The following is a 19,955-nucleotide window of genomic DNA, read 5'->3' on the forward strand; positions in this document are numbered from 1 at the left end:
GCGCGGGACGCACGGAGGGGCCCCGTCCTCGGAAGGAACGGGACCCCTCTCACACCCCTCGTGTGTGCCGTCGCGTCAGCGGCGCGCCACGCCCTCGGCGCGGGCCGTCGCCGCCACGGCGGCCGTGACCGCCGGGGCGACGCGCTCGTCGAACGGGGACGGGATCACGTAGTCGGGGGCGAGCTCGGTGCCGACCACGTCCGCCAGCGCGTTCGCCGCGGCGATCTTCATGCCCTCGGTGATCCGGGAGGCCCGGACCTGGAGGGCGCCCGCGAAGATGCCCGGGAAGGCGAGCACGTTGTTGATCTGGTTGGGGTAGTCCGAACGGCCGGTCGCCACGACGGCCGCGTACTTGTGCGCGACGTCGGGGTGGACCTCGGGGTTCGGGTTGGCCATGGCGAACACGAACGCGTTCGGGGCCATCGAGGCCACCGCCGCCTCCGGGACCGTACCGCCGGAGACGCCGATGAAGACGTCGGCGCCGGCCAGGGCGGTCTCCAGCGTGCCGGAGAGGCCGGCCTTGTTGGTGAGCTCCGCGAGTTCACGCTTGACCGGGGTGAGGTCGTCGCGGTCGCGGCTCACGATGCCCTTGCGGTCCGCGACGGCCACGTCGCCGAGCCCCGCCTCCAGCAGGAACTTGGCGATGGCGACCCCGGCCGCGCCGGCGCCGGAGATGACTCCCCGCAGGTCACCGAGGGTCCGGCCGGTCAGCTTCGCGGCGTTGCGGAGCGCGGCGAGGGTGACGACGGCGGTGCCGTGCTGGTCGTCGTGGAAGACGGGGATGTCGAGGCGCTCCTGGAGCTTGCGCTCGATCTCGAAGCACCGCGGCGCCGAGATGTCCTCCAGGTTCACTCCACCGAAGGACGGGGCGAGCCGGACGACGGTCTCCACGATCTCGTCCGTGTCGGTGGTGGCGAGCGCGATCGGCACCGCGTCCACGCCTCCGAACTGCTTGAAGAGGATGGCCTTCCCCTCCATGACCGGAAGCGAGGCCTCCGGGCCGATGTCGCCGAGGCCGAGCACTGCCGTTCCGTCGGTCACGACCGCGACGACCTGCGACTTCCAGGTGTAGTCGTGGACCAGCTCCGGCTGCTCGGCGATCGCGGTGCACACCTTGGCGACTCCGGGCGTGTACGCGAGGGACAGGTCGTCCTTGTCCCGGAGCGGCACGGTGGCCGAGATGGCCATCTTGCCGCCGCGGTGCAGCGCGAAGGCCGGATCGAAGGGCTCTTCCTGAGCCCCTTCCGGACCGCTGTCGCTGCGAGGGTTGACGATCTCCGCTGCCATTGGGTTGACCCCTTAAGTCTTCATCATTTGAGGGTGGCCGCTCCTGGTTGAGGAGGGGTGGGTGGGTCCCGCGGCCACCGTGTCTGGTAGCCGCGCGGGCGCGCCGCACAACGCGCCCTGAGCCCCGGATGAGGGGTGTAAGGATCCTTCTTACCGGACAGACGGCACCGCGGACGAGTCCGAATTGGAGCGGTGATGCGACTCATACGGCCGTATCGTCACGTTGTCCTGGGTGGACACGTCACCCCATGTCCTGACTGATACCCGAGAGCACGAATTCGCGCGCTTCGTGTCGTCCGAATGGCGAGATCAACCGGAGATTTTCCGGTCCGTATCAGGTATCCCCGGAGAAGGTGCGGCCTTGCGGGAGCGGTCCGTCCGGGTTCGGGGGTCACCCGTTATCCGATTTTGACATGCGGGGCCCCCTGTTTGGGGTGGTCCGAATGGCAAGATGCCGTAATCACACGAGGTCGCGACACCCGAAGGTGCGTGCGCGGCCTATGGCAACTCCCTCACACGCCGGAGGAACCCGACCATGACCGCACGCTCCACGCGCTGTACGACCGCCGCCAAGACCCGCACCTCCCGTCTTGCCGCGGTCGCCGCCATCGCGGTCGCCGGCTCCATGCTGCTGACCGCCTGTGGAGACCAGACCGAGGGCGCGAAGACCCCCGAGGCCAGCGCCTCCGGCGGCGCCTCCAAGGCCCCGCTCTTCTCGAAGCTGCCCGCCGACATCCAGAAGGCCGGCGTCATCAAGGTCGGCACGGACGCCACGTACGCCCCGATGGAGTTCAAGAAGGGCGCGGAGATCGTCGGTGTCGACCCCGACATCGCCGCCGCCCTCTCCAAGCAGCTCGGTGTGAAGTTCGAGTTCGCCAGCGGCACCTTCGACACGCTGCTCACCGCCCTGCCGACCGGTCGTACGGACATCGTCATGTCCTCGATGACCGACACCAAGGCCCGCCAGGAGGGCCTGGACGACAAGGGCAAGAAGACCGGCACCGGTGTCGACTTCGTCGACTACTTCACCGCCTCCACCGGCATCCTGGTGAAGAAGGGCAACCCGGAGAACATCAAGTCGCTCGACGACCTGTGCGGCAAGAAGCTGGCCGTGCAGCGCGGGACGACCTACGAGCAGGCCGCCAAGGACCAGGCCGAGAAGTGCAAGAAGGACGGCAAGCCGGCCCTCACCTTCGAGTCCTTCCCGACCGACGCCGAGGCGCAGACCCGCGTCAAGGCCGGCGGCGCGGTCGCCGACCTGAACGACTCGCCGGTCGCCGCGTACATCGCGCAGACCGCGGGCGGCGGCAACGACTTCGAGGCCATCGCCAACAAGACGGACGCCGGTCTCTTCGGCATCGCGGTGGACAAGAAGAACACGCAGCTCCGGGACGCGCTGAAGGAAGCCCTGGACGCGATCATCAAGGACGGCACCTACAAGGCCGCGCTCGACAAGTGGAACGCCGGTGACGGTGCCATCCCCGCGGCCAAGATCAACGGCGGCTCCTGACCCCCACGCACCACTGAAGGGCAGTCGCAGTGACTGACAAGCTCGACAAGGTTCCCGCCGGGGCGTCGCCCGCCCCGGCCGGGATCCCGCCGGAGGCCATCAAGGCCATTCCGGTCCGCCACTACGGTCGCTGGGTCGCCGGCGTCGTGGTCGTCGCCCTCCTCGTCCTCCTCGCGTTCGCCTTCTCGCAGGGCGACGTGCGCTGGGCGACCGTGCCGGAGAAGCTGTTCGACCCCAGCATCCTGGAGGGCCTGGGGAACACCATCCTCATCAGCGTCGCCTCGATGGCGCTCGGTCTGGTGCTGGGTGTCCTCTTCGCCGTCATGCGGCTCTCCAAGAACCCGGTGACCAGCTCGGTCGCCTGGCTCTACATCTGGGTCTTCCGCGGCACGCCGGTCTATGTACAGCTGCTGATCTGGTTCAACCTCGCCCTGATCTTCCCGATCTTCAACATCGGGTTCTACAAGGACGAGATGACCGATGTCATGACCCCCTTCCTGGCCGCCCTGCTGGGTCTCGGCCTCAACGAGGGCGCGTACATGGCGGAGATCGTCCGGGCCGGCATCCAGTCGGTCGACGAGGGTCAGACGGAGGCGTCGCACGCCCTGGGCATGAGCCAGGCGAAGACGATGCGGCGCGTGGTGCTCCCGCAGTCGATGCGGGTGATCATCCCGCCGACCGGCAACGAGTTCATCAACATGCTGAAGACCTCGTCCCTGGTCGTCGCCGTGCAGTACCCGGATCTGCTGCGCGCCTCCCAGGACATCGCGTCGACCTCGTTCGCGGTGATGGAGATGTTCTTCGTCGCCTCGATCTGGTACCTGATCCTGACGTCGGTGTTCAGCGTCGGCCAGTTCTACCTGGAGCGGCATTACGCACGTGGCTCGCTGCGCTCGCTGCCGCCCACGCCGTGGCAGAAGGTCAAGGCGAACATGCTCTCCCTCTCCAACTGGCGGCGGTGAAACACATGACGGCAATGGTGAAGGCCGAGGGCGTCCACAAGTCCTACGGTGCCGCCCACATCCTCAAGGGCATCGACCTCGAGGTGAACAACGGTGAGGTGTTCTGCCTGATCGGCCCGTCCGGGTCGGGCAAGTCCACCTTCCTGCGGTGCATCAACCACCTGGAGAAGATCAACTCGGGTCGGCTGTACGTCGACGGCGAGCTGGTGGGCTACCGCCAGAAGGGTGACAAGCTCTACGAGCTGAAGGACAGCGAGGTCGCGGCCCAGCGCCGGGACATCGGCATGGTCTTCCAGCGCTTCAACCTGTTCCCGCACATGACGGCCCTGGGCAATGTCATGGAGGCGCCGATCCAGGTGAAGGGCGAGTCCCGGGCGGTGGCCCGCGAGCGGGCCGAGCGGCTGCTGGACCGGGTGGGCCTGGCCGACAAGGCCGGGAGCTACCCCTCGCAGCTCTCCGGCGGCCAGCAGCAGCGTGTCGCCATCGCCCGCGCGCTGGCGATGGAGCCGAAGCTGATGCTCTTCGACGAGCCGACCTCGGCGCTCGACCCGGAGCTGGTGGGTGACGTCCTGGACGTCATGCGCGACCTCGCCGAGTCGGGCATGACGATGATCGTCGTCACCCACGAGATGGGCTTCGCCCGCGAGGTGGGCGACTCGCTCGTCTTCATGGACGGCGGCGTGGTGGTCGAGGCCGGCCACCCGCGCGAGGTCCTGACCAACCCGCAGCACGACCGGACGAAGGCGTTCCTGTCCAAGGTGCTGTAGGCGGTACGTCGTGAAGGGGCGGTACGGATCTCCCGTACCGCCCCTTCCCGTGTCCGGCACTGTCCGGGGCGTCGGAGCCTTCGCGGGCCGGGCGCCGGCGGCGGTCTACTTCACCGCGAGGACGAGGGTGTCGGAGGGCGAGGCCCAGACCGGCCGGGCCTCGGCGAAGCCGGCGGCTCGGAGGATCTCGGCGTGGCGGCGGGAGGAGGGCATGTCCCCGTCGGCGTGCTCGCCGTAGATCTCGAAGCGGCGGGCGGTGGGCTCGGCGAGGACCGGGTCCTGGGCGGCCACGGCCCACCACGCCGCCCAGTCGAGGGCGCCGTCGGCCTTGGCCCGGTCCATGGCGGCGTGCCGGTGGGCCCGCTCCGCGGCGTTGATGCGGGGCGTGGTCTCGTCGATCATGTGGTCGGCGTTCATGAGGACGCCGCCGTCACGGACGAGGCCGGCGAGCTGCCCGTACAGCGCGGTCAGCGGCTCGGTGTGCAGCCAGTGCAGCGCGGTGGCGGTGAGCACGGCGTCGTACGTCCCGTACGGGAGCCGGGTCACCCAATGCGGGTCCTTGAGGTCGGCGGTGACGAAGGTGACGCGCGGGTCGTCGGCGAAGGAGCCCTCGGCGATGGCGAGCAGTGCGGGGTCGAGGTCGACGCCGGTACTGGTCGCCTTCGGGAACCTCTTGAGGAGCCTGTCCGTGATACTCCCTGTACCGCACGCCAGGTCCAGGACGCGGGGCTCCGTCCCCACCACGGCCTCGACCATGTCGAGCATCACGCGGAACCGGTCCTCCCGGTCCGGCATGTACCACTCCTGCTGACGGTCCCAGCTCTGCTGCCAGGCCGCCCAGTCGGTTCCGGTCGTCGCCGCGTCCGTCATCGCCGAACCTCACCCTCTTCGTAATACCCTCGAAGGGGAAACAGCCGTTACCCCCTGTCGCCCAGACCCTAGACCGCCGGAGTAAGGACTACAAGTGGAACTGGCCTATTACTCGGATTACGCCGTGCGTCTGGTCAACACCGAGGAGCCGACCCGCAACAAGGACTCCCTCACCTCCGTCGAGGCGGTGCGCGAGCTCTTCGGCACGGCCTCGCAGATGGCGCGGCGGACCACGGACGCGGACGTGACCCGCTTCCGGTCGGTACGGGGCCGGCTGCGGGGGGTCTTCACCGCGGCCGACGAGGGCGACCACACCCGTGCCGTGGACCTGCTGAACTCGCTCCTGCTGGAGTTCCCGGTCAGCCCGCAGATCTCCGGCCACGACTATCTGGACGACGAGGGGCGGCCGCGCTGGCACATGCACCTCGCCGACCACCCCTCGAACGCGACGGCGGGTTACGCGGCGATCGCGGCGATGGGCCTCGCCTTCCACCTGACGGAGTTCGGCGCCGACCGGCTCGGCCTGTGCCAGGCGTCGCCGTGCCGGAACGCGTACCTCGACACCTCGACCAACCGCTCCCGCCGTTATTGCTCGGACCGCTGCGCGACCCGCGCCAACGTGGCCGCCTACCGGGCCCGCAAGCGCCTGGAGGCCGAACGCTCCGCCCCGTAGGAACGGACCGTCACGACGGGTCTGAGGGCGGAGAACAGCCACGAGAGGACCACGAGGGGCGAACGCCGGCGGCCGGGCGTCACGGGGCGGTAGCGCGCCCGCACCCGGCCGAGGACCATCTCGGCGGGCACCACCCCGAAGACCCGGCTGTCCCCCTCGGCGGCCGGATTGTCGCCGAGCACCCACCAGCCGTCGCCCCGGGGCTCGACCAGCCGCTTGACGATGAGCAGATCCTGCTGGAGCGGGTGGCGCAGCACGGCCACGCTCCCGGGTCGCGGGAGCGCTCCGTAGTGCACCAGCAGCCGGTCACCGTGGAGCAGCGTGGGCACCATGGACACCCCCGTCACCTCGGCGATCCCGAACAGGGGCCCGGACCCCCGCCCCGGCTCCCGCCCCGATTCCGTCATCCGGCACCTCCCGGTCCGATCGTCCACTCCTCCACGAGTCCCATGGTGACCCTGGACTTTTGCCCTAAGCCTCAGGGGGCGCTCGCGAAAACACGCTTCTCGGGGAGTAATCTCCCACCTGAGAAGACGATCACGAGGAAGGACCAGCTGCATGCTTTCCCGCCTGTTTGCCCCCAAGGTGAAGGTCAGCGCCCACTGCGACCTCCCCTGCGGTGTCTACGACCCGGCCCAGGCCCGGATCGAGGCCGAGTCGGTCAAGGCCGTCCAGGAGAAGTACCAGGCCAACGAGGACGCGCACTTCCGCGCCCGCGCCACGGTCATCAAGGAGCAGCGCGCGGAGCTCGCCAAGCACCACGTGTCGGTGCTGTGGAGCGACTACTTCAAGCCCCCGCACTTCGAGAAGTACCCGGAGCTGCACCAGCTCATCAACGACACCCTGAAGGCCCTCTCGGCCGCCAAGGCGTCGACGGACCCGAAGACCGGCGAGAAGGCTCTCGAGCTGATCGCCGAGATCGACCGTATCTTCTGGGAGACGAAGAAGGCCTGATCTCCCTCTAGGCGGCCTGACCTGTACTTTCGCGGGTCGCGCCGCTTAGCTGTCCGCACCCGGACCCCCAGACCGCCGAACCCGGCGTCCCTGGGGCCCGGGTGCGGTCTTTTCCGGCCGGTTGTGGGGTGCAAAGAGGCGCGGCGCGGTGACGGCGGCCGCTCCTCCGGGCTCGGTTCGATCAGGGGGCCTCCGTGGTGAAACGCGATGAGGGAGCGACTGCGATCGGGTCCCGGCAGGTGCGCCGTTACCGCTTACTACGCTGGCCGGCGTGAACACGCTGTCGAATCCGCGACTGACCCTGGACATCGCCCGGGCCCTTCAGGGCGCGCTCCGCACCGAGATCGGCCCGGGGCTCACCGCGCGGGAGCTCGACGCGGTCGAGACACGGTTCGGCTTCACGTTCTCGGCGGACCACCGCGTCTTCCTCGCCGCGGGGCTCCCGCGCGGCTCGTCGTGGCCCGACTGGCGCGACGGCGACCCCGAGGACCTGGCCGGGCGGCTGGCGTGGCCGGTTGAGGGGGTGCTCTTCGACGTGGAGCACGCCGCGTTCTGGCATCCCGCCTGGCCGTCGAGGCCGGCGGAGACATCCCAGGCGCTGCGCGTCGCGGGGACCGAGCTGGCGAGCGTGCCGCAGCTGGTCCCGGTCTACGGACACCGCTACCTGCCCGGCACGGCGGGCGAGCACGGTCATCCCGTGCTGTCCGTCCACCAGACCGACGTCATCCTCTACGGGAACGATCTCGCCGACTACATCCACCACGAGTTCGCCGGGCGATCAAGCAGTCTCCTCGCCCACTCGACCGTCGACTTCTGGTCGTACTTCGTGGAGGGCGGCCCGGGTCTCGATGTCACCGCGCCCACGCCGTTCGTCCCGTACGCCACGACCGCGCAGGAGGCCGTCGACTTCCTCCGGATGCTGGCCCTGGAACGCCTGATCGGCCGACGGCATCACCCGGAGCAGCTCATCGAGGCGGGCCTCACGGCCCTGGTCCTCGAGGTCGAGACGGAGTCCCTCCCCCTTCTCGCCGGCCTGTCACGCTCCGAGCACGAGCACGCCGACGCCCTGTTCGACCGGGTGCTGGACGAACTCGGCTTGCTCCAGGAACTTCCCGCCGATACCACCGACCTCCCTTGGGAAGCCGCCCGCCGGGAACTCGTCCGCTGGTGGCTCCGGCTGATCGTGATCGGCAGCCTGTCCCCCGGCCACGGCGGTGACCTCATCACGTACGAAGGGTGGGGCGCTTTGGCCCGGCCGCAGGCGCTCAGGCCGCTGGTCGAGATGACCGACGCCTACAACGACTGGTCGGCGATCCGAACGGGCGACCGGGAACCCCTGGCGGACTCGATCGTCGAGGAGGCACGGCGCCTGCTCGCCGGGGCTTGGCCCTACCCCGGGTCCACCGGGAGGAAGTAGCGGAGCTTCGGCTTCGAGGTGGCGCCCAGGCGGTCGTAGAAGCGGATGGCGCCCTCGTTCCAGGCGGGGGTCTGCCATTGGAGTTCGGTCAGGCCGAGGGCGCGGGCCTCGGTGTGAAGGGCGGTGATGAAGAGGGGGCCGAGGCCCAGGCCGCGCTGGGTGGGCGAGAGGTAGAGGCAGTCCAGGTGGAGGTATTCGGCGGCGTCCCATGTGGAGAGTTCGGGGGCGCACGTGGCGTAGCCCGCCAGGGTGCCGTCGGGCAGTTCGGCCACCAGGCAGCGCAGGCGGGTGGGTTCGGGGCCGAAGAGGAGGCGGGCGAGCCGGTCCGCGAGGCCCGGGGCCGGGGGCGGGGACTTCTCGTAGACGGCGTGCTCGGCGGCCAGTTCGGCCACCCGCTCCAGGTCCTCCGGGCGTGCGTGGCGGACGCGGGCGGCGGTCACCGGATCCCTCCGCCGGCGAGGACGCCGGCCGCCCAGGCCCCGACCCGGTAACCCGCCGCGAGTTCCCCGCCGGCTTCCCGCACCCCGACCCGGTCGCGCGCCGCGAGCTGCCCGCCGGCTTGCCGCACCCCGAACGACCGTACGGCCCGAGCGTGATGTCCCCGCGGCGGCGAGAGCGGCGCGGCCTCGTCCACAAGATCCGTCATGCCGTCATCATGCACGGCCCCACGGACATCCCGTGCCGCCGCAGCCACCGCCGGTACGGTGCCGCCCGCAGCGCCGCCTCCCGGTAGGCCGCCGCGAGGTCGGCGTACAGAGGTTCCAGCGGGAGTCCCGGGCGGGCGTAGAGCAGCAGGCGGACGCCCAGCGGGTCGTTCCGCAGAGGGCGGATGGCCATGTCCTCCCGGGGGCCGGAGGTGGGCTGGCAGGGCGCCACGGCCTCGCCCAGGGCGATCAGCGAGGCGGCCGTGTGGTAGTCGCCGTGCAGTAGCGGCGGGTCGATGCCGGCCTCGCGCAGGACCCGGCGCAGCCCGTCCCACTCGCCGTCCACGGTCGGGTCGACCATCCAGCGGTCCTCGGCGAGGTCGGACAGGTCCACCACCGCCCGCCCGGCGGCCGGATGGTCGCGGGCCATCGAGACGAACTGGGGCTCCCGCTCCACCAGGACCCGCGCCTGAAGGCCCTCGGGGACCCGCAGCGGGCACCCCTCGACCTCGTGGACGAAGGCCACGTCCAGCTGGCCGGTCGCGACCGCGCGCAGCAGCGCGTTGGCGGAGACGTCCATGTGCAGCGCGATGTCGGTCACCGGGCTTCCCTGGCGCAGTCGGCGCAGCCAGCCCGGCAGTGCGCGGCTGGCGGTCGATCCGACCCGTAACAGCGGTCCGTCGGTCCGGGCCGCCGCGGCCCTGGTCTCGCTGATCAGCGTGGCCATCTGGTCGACCAGCGGCCGGGCCCTGCTCAGGACGGCCCATCCGAGGGGCGTGGGCCGGCAGCCGGTGCGGCCCCGGGAGAAGAGTTCGGCGCCCAGGGCGTTCTCGATCCGGCGCAGCTGGGTGGTCAACGAGGGCTGGCTCATGCCGAGGTGGCGCGCGGCCTTGTGCAGACTTCCGGTGTCCGCGATGGCGCAGAGCGCGCGCAGATGCCTCACCTCCAGCTCCATGACCCAGAGGGTAGGGCGGCACCCCCCGTCGCACCAGACACCTGCGTCGCATCAATTCCTGTGTGGGCGGGGGCGGTTGGGGCCGACGGGGCGGGGGTGATGCGTTCGGGCTATCGGCGGCTGCCATCATCCGCGCACGCCCCGGCTCCCCCGACACTCTCCCCAACCGATCAGGAGGAGCCCCCCATGAGACGCCCCAAGATCCTCACCGCCTCACTCGCCGCGACCCTCGGTCTCGGCCTCGCCGCCGCACTCGGAGCCGCCCCCACCGCCTCCGCCACCACCGTCGCCCCGTCCGCCGTGGCGGCACCCGCCGGGTTCGCGGCCTACGCCGGATCCACGGCGGAGGCCAAGGCGAACAAGGCGTTCTTCGACGCCGTCGTGAAGTCGGTGGCGAAGAAGCGTGCCGCCGCGCCGGGCGCGGCCGCCGTCACCGTCGTGTACAGCGCCGCCAACGCGCCCTCGTTCCGCTCGCAGATCTCCCGGAGCACCCAGATATGGAACAGCTCCGTGGTCAACGTGCGGCTGGTGGAGGGCAGCAACCCCGACTTCCGCTACTACGAGGGCAACGACTCCCGGGGCTCGTACGCGAGCACGGACGGCCACGGGAGCGGCTACATCTTCCTCGACTACCGGCAGAACCAGCAGTACAACTCCACCCGTGTCACCGCCCATGAGACGGGGCACGTCCTCGGTCTGCCGGACCGCTACTCCGGCCCGTGCAGCGAGTTGATGTCCGGCGGCGGTCCGGGCACCTCGTGCCAGAACGCGACGCCGAACGCGCAGGAACGCGCCCGGGTCGACCAGCTCTGGCGCTACGGTCTCGCGTCGGCGTTCAAGACCCCCTGATCCGACGGCTTCCCGCCCCCCCGGCGCCGGCCGGGGGGCGGGGAGCACCCCGCCGGGCAGGGCGGAGAGAACCCGGGAGCCGGAGCCGACGCGTCAGGCGGCTTGCAGCACGGGGCGGCCGAAGGCGGCCCCGGCGGGCAGTTGGCGCCTGACCCGGGCGAGCGCCTCCTCGAAGTCGCCGCCGGCGATCCCGGATTCGTAGGCGGCGCCGCCGTAGTGCAGGGTCAGGCTGAGGTCCACGCGCTCCCCGAGGGCCAGCAGGCAGCCCAAGGTGGCTTGCTCGGAGACCCCTTCAAGGACGACGGGAAGGGGCAGGTCCCATTCCAGGACGCACCCGGTGAGCGGCTCGCCGCTCCCGTCGGCCGCGCGGAGCGCGCCGAAGCCCGCGCCCGTGTACTCGATTCCCCTGATGCGGGTGGACACCTGACGGCCGTCCACCGTGATGACGATCGCTTCCGCGCCGCCGCGGTCCCGGTACCAGCCGGTCCAGACTTCTGTCGACTCCGATGACATGCGCGGACTGTAGCGGTATGACCGGCTCCACCGCGCGGCCGGTCACCCGGGGGCCGGACTTCTCCCGGTCTCACCGTTCTTGCCGGTCACCTGCGTGGTAGTGGCTTCCGCGCCACCTGCCCCCGCGTCTTCCGCACCCCGCGCGTGACCCACCGGCCCGGGTACCTCCGGCATCGTCGGCGTCGCCGGGCTACGCCGCCCCGGTGCTCCCCGGCCGGGTGTCCTCCGGTTCGGCGCCGGCGGCAGGGAGCCGTCCGCGCGGCGGCCGACGAGGGCGCAGTCCGCGTGGGGGCACGGCCGTGCCTCCCAGAGCGGCACCCATGCGCCCAGGACCTTGTGCCGCCTGATGGCCGTACCGACAGGCCGTCCACAGGCCGGGCAGACCGGCTCGGCCTGTGGATCGTGGCCGGTAAGGCGTTGGTCGGTGCCCATACCTCCAGGGTAGGGCGCGCGACATGTCACCGCTTCCTGGTGTACGTCCGCACGAGGACGCCGTTGTCGTAGGCGCGTACGGCCCCCAGCGTGAAGTCGCGGGGGGTGAAGTCGGCGCCGAACATCGGCATGCCGGAGCCGTAGACCTGCGGGTAGGTCTTGATGATCAGCTCGTCGATCTCCTCGATCAGCGCTCCGGCGACGGTCGAACCGCCGCAGAGCCAGATGCCGAGCGGACTGTCCTCGGCCTTCAGTTCGCGGACGCGGCCGACCAGGTCGTCGGCGATCAGCTCGACGTGAGGGTCGGGCGACTCGGCGAGGGAGCGGGTGGCGACCAGCTCCCGCAGGTGTGCGTACGGGCTGGTGACGCCGATGTCGAGGGCGAGGCGGTAGGAGGCCATGCCCTGGACGACGGTGTCGAAGTGCCTGTTGGCGGTGGAGGGGTCGATCCCGAGCAGGTGCCGGACGTGCGCCGGGATGGTCTCGGGATACTCGGCGGTCATGGCCGCCCCGTACTCGCCCGCGTGGAACGCGAACATCGACGAGGCGTCGCCCTTCGGGTCGCCGATGAAGCCGTCGATGGAGCAGGCAATGTAGTAGGTGAGCTTGCGCAAACCGGTCCTCTTCTGTGCGGGAAGGCGGCTGCGACCGCAACCACGACGGTTATAGTGCTTCACCTGTAGTGGTTGCGCAAGGCTTTTATCAGAAGAAGATCTTTTTACGAGGAGTCGGCATGGCAAGGAACCCGGAGCGGCGTACGGCCCTTCTGGACGCCGCGATCGAGGTGCTGGCGGACGAGGGCGCCCGGGGCCTGACCTTCCGGGCGGTCGACGCCCGGGCCGGGGTCCCGACGGGCACCTCGTCCAACTACTTCACCGACCGCGACCAGCTCCTCTCCCAGGTCGGTGAACGGATCTTCGTACGGCTGACTCCGGACGCCGCCTCCGTCGACACGGCCCTGCGGCCCGAGCCGAGCCGGGAGCTCGTCGCCGAGCTGATGCGGTGGACCGCCCGGCGGATGGTGGCCGAACGCACCTGCTATCTGGGGCTCTTCGAGCTGCGCCTCGAAGCCACCCGGCGCCCCGAGCTGCGCGACCGGCTCACCACGGTCCTGCGCGCGGACCTGGACGAGAACACCCGCCTGCACCTGGCGGCGGGCATGCCGGGTGACGCCGAGACCGTCCGGCTGCTCTACCTCGCGCTGACCGGCCTCTTCCTGGACCACCTGACGGTGCCCGGTCTGCACGCCGAGCGGGAGCTCGACGAGCTGATCGACACGGTCGTCACCCGGATCGTGCCGACGGACCGCCCGCCCCTCACCGCGTCCGGCGGGTGACGAACTCCGCCAGGGCCAGCAGGTCCCCGGCGGCCGACAGGTCCGGCACCGCCCGGGCCAGCTGCTGCACGGCCCGGCCCATCCGGTCGGCCGCCTGGGTCTGTGCCCAGTCCCGGCCGCCCGCCCGCTCGACGGCGTCCGCCGCCGCCCGCACCGCCGGACCGTCGAGCACCGGGCGGGCGTAGAGAGCGGCCAGCTCCTCCCCCGCCTCGGTCCCCGAGGCGAGCGCCGCCACCACCGGCAGCGACTTCTTGCGGGCGACGAGATCGGCACCGGCGGGTTTGCCCGTGCGGTCGGGGTCGCCCCAGATCCCCATCAGATCGTCGATGAGCTGGAAGGCGAGCCCGGCCTCGCGGCCGAAGGAGTCCATCGCCGCGACCTCCTCCTCGCCCGCCCCGGCGTAGAGGGCGCCCACCGCGCAGGAACAGCCCAGCAGGGCGCCCGTCTTGGCCGTGGCCATCGCCAGGCACTCCTCCAGCGACACCTCGTGCGGGGCGCGCTGCTCGAAGGCGCAGTCGGCCTGCTGTCCGGCGCAGAGCTCGATGATGCAGGCGGTGAGCCGGGCCGAGGCGGCGGCGGACGCCGGATGGCCGTCCTCGGCGAGCAGGCGCAGGGCCAGGGCGAGCATGGCGTCCCCGGCGATCAGGGCGTCCGGGATCCCGAACACCGTCCAGGCGGTGGGCCGGTGCCGACGGGTCGGGTCCTCGTCCACGATGTCGTCGTGGAGCAGGGTGAAGTTGTGGGCGAGTTCCACCGCGGCGGCCGCCCGCACCGCCGGGGCGGGGTCGCCGCCGAGCGCCCGGGCGGCGGCGAACACGAGCGCCGGCCGGATCGCCTTGCCCGCCTGTTCGGCGGCCGGTGTGCCGTCCGCGTGCTCCCAGCCGAGGTGGTACATCGCCACGCGCCGTATGGAGCCGGGCAGCGATTCCACGGTGCGGCGCAGTTGGGGGTGGACGACGGTCCTGGTCTCGTCGAGGAATGCCGCGGCGCCCTGGCCGCCGTCGGTCATGGCATCCGCGCTGGTCGTGGTCACGGTCACCTTCCTGTCTGTGTGGCTCGGCTCTCCCCTCGGCGGGGCCGGGGCCCCGCCGAGGGCTTCCCGGGCGTCCGGGACCGGGGCGGGACGGGGCCCCGCCCCGGTCCCTGGCGGGGGTCCGGGCAAGGCTCGGGGGCCCCGTCCGCTCCGGCTCAGCGCCAGCGGCTGACCTCCACGTTCTCCAGGACTCCGAGGGCGTCCGGGACCAGCACGGCGGCCGAGTAGTAGGCGGTGACCAGGTACGAGATGATCGCCTGCTCGTCGATGCCCATGAAGCGGACCGAAAGGCTCGGCTCGATCTCGTCCGGGATGCCGGACTGCTGCAGGCCGATCACGCCCTGGTCCGCCTCACCCGTACGCATACAGATGATGGAGGTGGTCCGGGCGTCCGAGACCGGGATCTTGTTGCAGGGGAAGATCGGCACGCCGCGCCAGGTCGGGATGCGGTTGCCGTTGATCTCGATGGACTCGGGCACGAGTCCCCGGCGGTTGCACTCGCGCCCGAAGGCCGCGATCGCGCGCGGGTGGGCGAGGAACATCTTGGAGCCGCGACGGCGGGAGAGCAGCTCGTCCATGTCGTCGGGGCTGGGCACACCGTCGTGCGGCTGGAGCCGCTGGCCGTAGTCGCAGTTGGAGAGGAGGCCGAACTCCCGGTTGTTGACGAGCTCGTGCTCCTGGCGCTCGCGCAGCGCCTCGACCGTGAGCCGCAACTGCTGCTCGGTCTGGTTCATCGGCTGGTTGTACAGGTCGGCGACCCGGCTGTGGACCTTCAGCACGGTCTGGGCCACGGACAGTTCGTACTCGCGCGGCGAGGCGTCGTAGTCGACGTAGGTGTGGGGGACGACCGCCTCGCCGACGTGGCCGGCGGAGAGGTCGATCGCGGCCTCGCCGTATTTGTTGGTGCGCTGGTGGGGCAGGGCGGCGACGCCCGCCAGGTGGGTGGCGAGCGAGTCGGCGCGGTCCGCGAGGTTGCGCACGTCGTCACGGGTGAGCTCGAGGACGGTGCAGGCGGTGGCCGCTCGGGCGCTCCACTCCCAGGTGGCCCCCTCCTGGGTCAGCGAACTGTCGCCGAAATAGGAGCCGTCGGCGAGGACGCCGAGGATCGCCTCGTCGCCGTAGGGCCCCTCGCCCAGCTGCTCGACCTTGCCGTGGGCGAGCAGGAACACCCGGTCGGCGGGCTCGCCGGCGGTGGCGATCACCGCGCCGGCCGCGTACTCCCGCTGGCGGCAGCGGGACGCCAGCTCCACGAGGGCCAGCTCGTCGTCGTAACCACGCAGGGCGGGGAGTTCACCGAGCTCGGCGGGGATGACCGCGACGCGCTCGCCGGTCTGCACGAACGTGACACGCCCGTCTCCCACGGAGTAGCTGAGCCTCCGGTTCACCCGGTACGTACCGCCCTGGACCTGCACCCACGGCAGCATCCGCAGCAGCCACCGGGAGGTGATCTCCTGCATCTGCGGGGCCGATTTGGTGGTGGTCGCGAGGTTCCGCGCGGCGGCGGTACCGAGACTCTGCTGCGGACCTGCCTGATCCACGCGGACCTCGTCGCCAACCGAACCAACGGACATGGAACTCCCTCTCGTATGACTGAACTGCGAGACGAAGCCTTTCAGCACGGAGAGTGCGCGCGCCATTACACAAACGAGTGGCTTGGACCGGCTCCAGCTGGGCATGTCCCCCTGTTTCCACTCGAACAGCCCCCCTTCTGACGGCCGAACGGGCCGTTGTCCGAATCGGCTCGCACACGGTCCGAACGGATGGTCGCGGAGCGGGAGACTCCGGTACTCCGGTACCAGCGTCTCCTCCCGTCCAGCTCATCCGAAGGAGTCGGTCCATGGCACCACCCCTGTCCGCGAGCAGGTTCCTCGACGCGCTGCGCGACGAGGGACTCTCGGTCGTCGAGGTCGGCGACTGGCGTACCCACAACCGCAACCACAAGGGCCCGTGGGGCCCCGTCCACGGCGTGATGATCCACCACACCGTCACCCGGGGCACCGCGAACTCGGTCCGGCTCTGCCGCGACGGCCACGCCTCGCTCCCGGGGCCCCTCTGCCACGGCGTGATCGCCAAGGACGGCACCGTCCACCTGGTCGGCTACGGCCGCGCGAACCATGCCGGCGCCGGCGACGACGAGGTCCTGCGGGCGGTCATCGCCGAGCGGGGCCTGCCGCCGGACAACGAGGCCACCGTCGACGGCAACCGGCACTTCTACGGCTTCGAGTGCGTGAACCTCGGCAACGGGACGGATCCGTGGCCGAAGGTGCAGCTGGAGGCCATCGAGAAGGCGGCGGCCGCGGTGTGCCGCGCGCACGGCTGGTCCCAGCGCTCGGTCATCGGCCACCTGGAGTGGCAGCCCGGGAAGGTGGACCCGCGGGGCTTCACCATGGCCTCCATGCGGCAGCGCATCGGCGAGCGCCTGAGATAGCGGCCCGCCACCCCGGCCCCCGGCGAACCGGCACCTTCGCACCCCTGCCCGCGGAACCCCTGCACCCCGACCCCGACCCCCTCCCCGCGGCGCCCCGCCCGCCCGGCCCCGCCCTCGACGACCGCCCGCCCTCCCCCAGGGGACGGGCCCGCCATGGACAATGGCCTGGTGAACGCGTTCGACCACTCCCTCGCCCGGCTGCGGCCGCGGCTGCCGTCCCCCCTGGAGCCGGTCGCGGACGAGCGCTTCACCCGCCGCGGTCTGCGGCTCCTGCTCAAACGAGACGACCTGATCCATCCGGACCTGCCCGGCAACAAATGGCGCAAGCTCGCGCTCAACCTGCGGGCGGCCGACGGCCGCCCGCTCCTCACCTTCGGCGGCGCGTACTCCCACCATCTGCGCGCGACGGCCGCCGCCGGACGCCTGCTCGGCTTCGAGACGATCGGGGTCGTCCGCGGGGACGAGCTTGCCGGCCGGCCGCTGAACCCCTCGCTCGCGGGCTGCGCGGCGGACGGGATGCGGCTGGTGTTCGTGGACCGCTCCACGTACCGCGCCAAGAACGACCCCGAGGTGCGGGCCGCGCTCCTCGCCGACGCCCCCGCCGGGACGTACGTGGTCCCCGAGGGCGGCAGCAACGCGCTCGCCGTCGAGGGCTGCGCGGAGCTGGGCCGTGAACTGTCCGGGGCGGCGGACGTGGTGGCCGTGGCCTGCGGCACGGGCGGTACCCTCGCGGGCCTCGCCGGCGGCCTCGCGCCCGGTCGGCGGGCGATCGGCGTGCCGGTCCTCAAGGGCGGCTTCCTCGGCGCCGAGGTACGCGCCCTCCAGGCCGCCGCGTTCGGCGGTCCACGGGGCGACTGGAGCCTCGACGACCGCTTCCACTGCGGCGGCTACGCCCGTACGACCCCGGCGCTCGACGCGTTCGCGGCGGACTTCGAGGCGCGGCATGAACTCGCCATCGAGCGACTGTATGTGGCCGAAATACTGTTCGGGCTCGTGACCCTCGCCGAGGAGGGCGCGTTCGCCCCGGGAACCCGGATCGCCGCCGTGATCACGGGCGCGCCCCCGCGCTGAGGGCGCCCCTCTAGGGCGTGTCCGGAAAGTAGCGCCGTCTGCCCGCAGGGCAGGGCCCGCGGCGTCTGGCGCGTGCGATCGCAAGGCGGAGGGTCGCCCTCGTACTGGGCGTACTCGGGTGATCCCGACAACGCAGCGTGGGGGCACCTCCCGTGCCCGAAGGGCTACGGGGGAGGGCGTGCCAGGCGTCGCGGGCCAGGCGGGACTTTCCGGAGACGGCCTAGGCCGTCTCCTCGCGGTAGGCGGCCGCCTCCTCCAGGTCCAGGCGGCGGAGCAGGGTGCGCATCATCTCGTCGTCGATGCGGCGCTCGTCGCGGAGCCGGACGAAGACCTCGCGTTCGGCGTCGATCATCTCGCGGGCCAGCCGGCGGTAGGTGTCGTCCGCCGTCTCCCCCGTGACGTCGTTGACCGCTCCGAGCCGTTCCCAGACCGCGTTGCGGCGGCGTTCCAGGACCGTGCGGAGCCGGTCGGCGAGCGGCAGGGGCAGGGTGTTGGACTCGTCGGCCAGGAGCAGGTCGAGGCGTTCCTGGGCGGCCCGGGACGCCTCGCTCTGGGCCTGGGCCTCGGCGAGGGTCTCGGCGTGGGTGTCGCGGCCGGGCAGCTTCAGCAGCCGGATCAGCGGCGGCAGCGTCAGGCCCTGCACCACCAGCGTGCCGATCACGGTGGTGAAGGTGAGGAAGAGGACGAGGTTCCGGGCGGGGAACTCCACGCCGTCCGTCATCACGGGGATGGAGAAGGCGATGGCGAGGGAGACCACGCCCCGCATGCCGGCCCAGCCGACGATCAGCGGAGCCCTCCAGTCCACGCCCGGCTCGCGCTCGCGGATGCGTTCGGACATCCAGCGGGGCAGGAAGGTGGCCGGGTAGACCCAGAGGAAGCGGACCACGACCACGGCCACGAAGACCCCGGCGGCGTACCAGGCCGCCTCGGCGATGCCGTACTGCCCGAGGCCCTGGACGACGTACGGCAGCTGCAGTCCGATCAGCGCGAAGACCGAGGACTCCAGGATGAAGGCGACCATCTTCCACACGGCCTCCTCCTGGAGGCGGGTGGCGAAGTCGACCTGCCAGTTGCGGTGGCCGAGGAAGAGGCCGACGACGACCACGGCGAGGACTCCGGAGGCGCCGACCTCCTCCGCCGCCGCGTAGGCGACGAAGGGGATCAGCAGGGAGAGGGTGTTCTGGAGCAGGGCCTGGCCGTCCAGGCAGCAGCGCAGCCAGTGGATGGGGACCATGAGCACCAGGCCGACGCCGATGCCGCCGACCGCCGCGAGGGCGAACTCGCCGATCCCGCCCGCCCAGCTGACGCCCTCCCCCACCGCCGCGGCGAGGGCGACCTTGAAGGCGGTGATCGCGGTGGCGTCGTTCACCAGCGACTCGCCCTGGAGGATGGTGGTGATCCGGTTCGGCAGCCCCAGCTTGCGGGCGATCGCGGTCGCGGCGACGGCGTCCGGCGGTGCGATCACCGCGCCGAGCACCAGCGCGGCGGTCAGCGGCAGATCGGGCACCAGGTTGTACGCCAGCCAGCCGACCGCCAGCGTCGCGAAGAGGACGTACCCCACGGAGAGCAGGGCGACGGGCCGGATGTTGGCCCGCAGATCGAGGTACGAGGACTCCACCGCGGCCGTGTAGAGGAGGGGCGGCAGGATCAGCGGCAGCACGATGTGCGGGTCGAGGGTGTAGTCGGGGACGCCCGGTACGTACGAGGCGGCGAGGCCGGCCGCCACCAGGAGCAGCGGGGCCGGCACCGGCGTCCTGCGGGCGGCGCCCGCCACCGCCGCGCTCGCCGCGACCAGTCCCACCAGCTGCAGAGCGTCCATGCCCCGTCCCCGTCTCAATGCGCCGCGTTCCACGTAACCTGGCCATCATGAGCGAGTGCCCGCACGTTGCCGAAATGCCGCGCCCCGAACCCGCGCCGCTGACCGACACCTGCCCGGAGTGCCTGGCGGACGGGACCCATCCGGTGCAGCTGAGGATCTGCCTGAGCTGCGGGCACGTCGGGTGCTGCGACTCCTCGGCGGGGCGGCACGCCACGGGGCACTTCTCGACCACCGGCCACCCGGTGATGCGGACCTTCGAGCCGAACGAGCGCTGGCGCTGGTGCTTCGTGGACGGTTCGATCGTCTGACGGTTGGGTACGTCACCCCTCCGCGGCCAAGGTGCCGTCGATCGCTCGCAATTGGGCTCTGCCGACCCCTAGCCACTGTGCGTTCTCATGGCCTTACCATGAGTCACAGGAGTGGCGGGGGCCCGGC

Annotated in this window: 22 protein-coding genes; 11 read left to right on the top strand and 11 right to left on the bottom strand. The window is 71.4% G+C overall.

Features of this window, described 5'->3' with window-relative positions:
- Nucleotides 1–75: 75 nt before the first annotated feature.
- A complete protein-coding gene (locus ACFZBD_RS12215) occupies nt 76–1,287 on the bottom strand; it encodes a malic enzyme-like NAD(P)-binding protein (protein ID WP_391139269.1) in 1,212 nt (403 codons plus the stop codon).
- 535 nt (nt 1,288–1,822) lie between these two features.
- Between ACFZBD_RS12215 and ACFZBD_RS12220 the strand changes: the two genes are divergently transcribed.
- The 3 genes from ACFZBD_RS12220 to ACFZBD_RS12230 are packed head-to-tail and all read left to right on the top strand — an operon-like array spanning nt 1,823 to nt 4,526.
- Nucleotides 1,823–2,797, top strand: a complete 975-nt coding sequence (locus tag ACFZBD_RS12220) for a transporter substrate-binding domain-containing protein (RefSeq protein ID WP_391139270.1) — start codon at nt 1,823–1,825, stop codon at nt 2,795–2,797.
- Between the two features lie 29 nt (nt 2,798–2,826).
- A complete protein-coding gene (locus tag ACFZBD_RS12225) occupies nt 2,827–3,759 on the top strand; it encodes an ABC transporter permease subunit (protein ID WP_391139271.1) in 933 nt (310 codons plus the stop codon).
- Between the two features lie 5 nt (nt 3,760–3,764).
- Nucleotides 3,765–4,526, top strand: a complete 762-nt coding sequence (locus tag ACFZBD_RS12230) for an ATP-binding cassette domain-containing protein (RefSeq protein ID WP_391139272.1) — start codon at nt 3,765–3,767, stop codon at nt 4,524–4,526.
- 105 nt (nt 4,527–4,631) lie between these two features.
- Here the strand turns inward: ACFZBD_RS12230 and ACFZBD_RS12235 are convergent, their stop codons facing one another.
- Nucleotides 4,632–5,396, bottom strand: coding sequence for a methyltransferase domain-containing protein (locus tag ACFZBD_RS12235; protein ID WP_391139273.1), 765 nt, complete (start codon nt 5,394–5,396; stop codon nt 4,632–4,634).
- 94 nt (nt 5,397–5,490) lie between these two features.
- Between ACFZBD_RS12235 and ACFZBD_RS12240 the strand changes: the two genes are divergently transcribed.
- Nucleotides 5,491–6,069, top strand: a complete 579-nt coding sequence (locus tag ACFZBD_RS12240; protein WP_391139274.1) for an ABATE domain-containing protein — start codon at nt 5,491–5,493, stop codon at nt 6,067–6,069.
- Here the strand turns inward: ACFZBD_RS12240 and sodX are convergent.
- Nucleotides 6,024–6,476: a nickel-type superoxide dismutase maturation protease gene (gene sodX / locus ACFZBD_RS12245; protein ID WP_391139275.1), complete on the bottom strand. Its 453-nt coding sequence runs from the start codon at nt 6,474–6,476 to the stop codon at nt 6,024–6,026. The genes ACFZBD_RS12240 and sodX overlap by 46 nt on opposite strands.
- Nucleotides 6,477–6,627: 151 nt before the next feature.
- On the opposite strand from sodX, the gene sodN reads away from it, so the two are divergent.
- Entirely contained in the window at nt 6,628–7,023 is a 396-nt protein-coding gene (gene sodN / locus ACFZBD_RS12250) for a superoxide dismutase, Ni (RefSeq protein WP_215065625.1), read from the top strand.
- Nucleotides 7,024–7,294: 271 nt separating this feature from the next.
- Entirely contained in the window at nt 7,295–8,440 is a 1,146-nt protein-coding gene (locus ACFZBD_RS12255; RefSeq protein WP_391139276.1) for a hypothetical protein, read from the top strand.
- Here the strand turns inward: ACFZBD_RS12255 and ACFZBD_RS12260 are convergent.
- Genes ACFZBD_RS12260 through ACFZBD_RS12270 form a run of 3 tightly spaced genes read right to left on the bottom strand, consistent with a single transcriptional unit; the run spans nt 8,413 to nt 10,039 of the window.
- On the bottom strand, nt 8,413–8,880 hold the full coding sequence (locus ACFZBD_RS12260; RefSeq protein ID WP_391139277.1) for a GNAT family N-acetyltransferase: 468 nt from the start codon (nt 8,878–8,880) through the stop codon (nt 8,413–8,415). The genes ACFZBD_RS12255 and ACFZBD_RS12260 overlap by 28 nt on opposite strands.
- Nucleotides 8,877–9,086, bottom strand: coding sequence for a hypothetical protein (locus ACFZBD_RS12265; RefSeq protein WP_391139278.1), 210 nt, complete (start codon nt 9,084–9,086; stop codon nt 8,877–8,879). The genes ACFZBD_RS12260 and ACFZBD_RS12265 overlap by 4 nt, the downstream gene beginning before the upstream one ends.
- Nucleotides 9,083–10,039, bottom strand: a complete 957-nt coding sequence (locus ACFZBD_RS12270; RefSeq protein ID WP_391139279.1) for a LysR substrate-binding domain-containing protein — start codon at nt 10,037–10,039, stop codon at nt 9,083–9,085. The genes ACFZBD_RS12265 and ACFZBD_RS12270 overlap by 4 nt, the downstream gene beginning before the upstream one ends.
- A 186-nt stretch (nt 10,040–10,225) precedes the next feature.
- Here ACFZBD_RS12270 and snpA point away from each other — a divergent pair, with 186 nt between their 5' ends.
- Complete coding sequence (gene snpA / locus ACFZBD_RS12275) at nt 10,226–10,888, top strand: snapalysin (RefSeq protein ID WP_391139280.1); 663 nt, start codon at nt 10,226–10,228, stop codon at nt 10,886–10,888.
- 93 nt (nt 10,889–10,981) lie between these two features.
- Here snpA and ACFZBD_RS12280 read toward each other — a convergent pair whose 3' ends face one another.
- Nucleotides 10,982–11,401, bottom strand: coding sequence for a DUF6304 family protein (locus tag ACFZBD_RS12280; RefSeq protein ID WP_391139281.1), 420 nt, complete (start codon nt 11,399–11,401; stop codon nt 10,982–10,984).
- A 458-nt stretch (nt 11,402–11,859) separates the two neighbouring features.
- Nucleotides 11,860–12,447: a dihydrofolate reductase family protein gene (locus ACFZBD_RS12285; RefSeq protein ID WP_391139282.1), complete on the bottom strand. Its 588-nt coding sequence runs from the start codon at nt 12,445–12,447 to the stop codon at nt 11,860–11,862.
- A 119-nt stretch (nt 12,448–12,566) separates the two neighbouring features.
- Between ACFZBD_RS12285 and ACFZBD_RS12290 the strand changes: the two genes are divergently transcribed.
- Nucleotides 12,567–13,169: a TetR family transcriptional regulator gene (locus ACFZBD_RS12290; protein WP_391139283.1), complete on the top strand. Its 603-nt coding sequence runs from the start codon at nt 12,567–12,569 to the stop codon at nt 13,167–13,169.
- Here ACFZBD_RS12290 and ACFZBD_RS12295 read toward each other — a convergent pair.
- On the bottom strand, nt 13,150–14,178 hold the full coding sequence (locus ACFZBD_RS12295) for a family 2 encapsulin nanocompartment cargo protein polyprenyl transferase (protein ID WP_391139670.1): 1,029 nt from the start codon (nt 14,176–14,178) through the stop codon (nt 13,150–13,152). The two genes, ACFZBD_RS12290 and ACFZBD_RS12295, sit on opposite strands and share 20 nt — an antisense overlap.
- Nucleotides 14,179–14,357: 179 nt before the next feature.
- A complete protein-coding gene (locus ACFZBD_RS12300) occupies nt 14,358–15,773 on the bottom strand; it encodes a family 2B encapsulin nanocompartment shell protein (RefSeq protein WP_391139284.1) in 1,416 nt (471 codons plus the stop codon).
- Between the two features lie 266 nt (nt 15,774–16,039).
- On the opposite strand from ACFZBD_RS12300, the gene ACFZBD_RS12305 reads away from it, so the two are divergent.
- The gene (locus tag ACFZBD_RS12305; RefSeq protein WP_391139285.1) at nt 16,040–16,630 is read left to right on the top strand and encodes an N-acetylmuramoyl-L-alanine amidase; all 591 of its coding nucleotides are present in this window, start codon (nt 16,040–16,042) and stop codon (nt 16,628–16,630) included.
- A gap of 153 nt (nt 16,631–16,783) precedes the next feature.
- Nucleotides 16,784–17,701: a pyridoxal-phosphate dependent enzyme gene (locus ACFZBD_RS12310; RefSeq protein WP_391139286.1), complete on the top strand. Its 918-nt coding sequence runs from the start codon at nt 16,784–16,786 to the stop codon at nt 17,699–17,701.
- Between the two features lie 220 nt (nt 17,702–17,921).
- On the opposite strand, the gene ACFZBD_RS12315 is transcribed toward ACFZBD_RS12310, so the two are convergent.
- Nucleotides 17,922–19,520 (bottom strand): Na+/H+ antiporter, encoded by a 1,599-nt coding sequence (locus tag ACFZBD_RS12315; RefSeq protein ID WP_391139287.1) that lies wholly within the window; start codon nt 19,518–19,520, stop codon nt 17,922–17,924.
- Between the two features lie 47 nt (nt 19,521–19,567).
- Here ACFZBD_RS12315 and ACFZBD_RS12320 point away from each other — a divergent pair, with 47 nt between their 5' ends.
- Complete coding sequence (locus tag ACFZBD_RS12320; protein WP_391139288.1) at nt 19,568–19,828, top strand: UBP-type zinc finger domain-containing protein; 261 nt, start codon at nt 19,568–19,570, stop codon at nt 19,826–19,828.
- Nucleotides 19,829–19,955 lie beyond the last annotated feature (127 nt).

This window comes from Streptomyces sp. NPDC008121, from assembly GCF_042957155.1.
Lineage (GTDB): Bacteria > Actinomycetota > Actinomycetes > Streptomycetales > Streptomycetaceae > Streptomyces.

Excerpts from the sequence above, each read along its gene's own strand:
- ACFZBD_RS12215 (WP_391139269.1), bottom strand. The coding sequence starts at position 1,287 with ATGGCAGCGGAGATCGTCAACCCTCGCAGCGACAGCGGTCCGGAAGGG.
- ACFZBD_RS12220 (WP_391139270.1), top strand. The coding sequence starts at position 1,823 with ATGACCGCACGCTCCACGCGCTGTACGACCGCCGCCAAGACCCGCACC.
- ACFZBD_RS12230 (WP_391139272.1), top strand. The coding sequence starts at position 3,765 with ATGACGGCAATGGTGAAGGCCGAGGGCGTCCACAAGTCCTACGGTGCC.
- ACFZBD_RS12235 (WP_391139273.1), bottom strand. The coding sequence starts at position 5,396 with ATGACGGACGCGGCGACGACCGGAACCGACTGGGCGGCCTGGCAGCAG.
- sodX (WP_391139275.1), bottom strand. The coding sequence starts at position 6,476 with ATGACGGAATCGGGGCGGGAGCCGGGGCGGGGGTCCGGGCCCCTGTTC.
- sodN (WP_215065625.1), top strand. The coding sequence starts at position 6,628 with ATGCTTTCCCGCCTGTTTGCCCCCAAGGTGAAGGTCAGCGCCCACTGC.
- ACFZBD_RS12265 (WP_391139278.1), bottom strand. The coding sequence starts at position 9,086 with ATGACGGATCTTGTGGACGAGGCCGCGCCGCTCTCGCCGCCGCGGGGA.
- ACFZBD_RS12270 (WP_391139279.1), bottom strand. The coding sequence starts at position 10,039 with ATGGAGCTGGAGGTGAGGCATCTGCGCGCGCTCTGCGCCATCGCGGAC.
- snpA (WP_391139280.1), top strand. The coding sequence starts at position 10,226 with ATGAGACGCCCCAAGATCCTCACCGCCTCACTCGCCGCGACCCTCGGT.
- ACFZBD_RS12280 (WP_391139281.1), bottom strand. The coding sequence starts at position 11,401 with ATGTCATCGGAGTCGACAGAAGTCTGGACCGGCTGGTACCGGGACCGC.
- ACFZBD_RS12290 (WP_391139283.1), top strand. The coding sequence starts at position 12,567 with ATGGCAAGGAACCCGGAGCGGCGTACGGCCCTTCTGGACGCCGCGATC.
- ACFZBD_RS12295 (WP_391139670.1), bottom strand. The coding sequence starts at position 14,178 with ATGACCGACGGCGGCCAGGGCGCCGCGGCATTCCTCGACGAGACCAGG.
- ACFZBD_RS12300 (WP_391139284.1), bottom strand. The coding sequence starts at position 15,773 with ATGTCCGTTGGTTCGGTTGGCGACGAGGTCCGCGTGGATCAGGCAGGT.
- ACFZBD_RS12305 (WP_391139285.1), top strand. The coding sequence starts at position 16,040 with ATGGCACCACCCCTGTCCGCGAGCAGGTTCCTCGACGCGCTGCGCGAC.
- ACFZBD_RS12310 (WP_391139286.1), top strand. The coding sequence starts at position 16,784 with ATGGACAATGGCCTGGTGAACGCGTTCGACCACTCCCTCGCCCGGCTG.
- ACFZBD_RS12315 (WP_391139287.1), bottom strand. The coding sequence starts at position 19,520 with ATGGACGCTCTGCAGCTGGTGGGACTGGTCGCGGCGAGCGCGGCGGTG.
- ACFZBD_RS12320 (WP_391139288.1), top strand. The coding sequence starts at position 19,568 with ATGAGCGAGTGCCCGCACGTTGCCGAAATGCCGCGCCCCGAACCCGCG.